Annotated in this window: 1 protein-coding gene; it reads left to right on the top strand. The window is 65.6% G+C overall.

All coding sequences use genetic code 11. The annotated features are described in order from the left end of the window. A partial coding sequence (locus tag EN861_RS34605; RefSeq protein WP_189343822.1) for a sugar transferase occupies positions 1-334 on the top strand: 334 nt, incomplete at its 5' end. Positions 335-340: the final 6 nt, after the last annotated feature.

The following is a 340-nucleotide window of genomic DNA, read 5'->3' as shown; positions in this document are numbered from 1 at the left end:
CACGCACGAGGCGCCGGCCAGGTCGGTCACCGCGGCGGGCAAGGTGCTGCGCGCAACCAAGATCGACGAACTGCCGCAGCTCTGGAACGTGCTGAAAGGGGAGATGAGCCTTGTTGGCCCCCGTCCATGCCTGCCGACGCAGACGGAGTTGATCGGGCATCGGCAGCGGCTGGGCGTGCTGGGGGCACTTCCGGGCATCACCGGGCTGGCCCAGATCAAGGGCATCGACATGTCCGACCCAAGACTCTGCGCCGAGACCGACGCCACCTATGTCAAGGCCGCTTCGATCAGCTTCGATCTTAGAATATTGCTGGGCACGTTCTACCGGGCCTGACCGGCC

This window comes from Mesorhizobium sp. M8A.F.Ca.ET.218.01.1.1, assembly GCF_004791165.1.
Lineage (GTDB): Bacteria > Pseudomonadota > Alphaproteobacteria > Rhizobiales > Rhizobiaceae > Mesorhizobium.
Note: the sequence above shows the minus strand (reverse complement) of the source record. Positions and strands in the feature narration are given on the sequence as shown.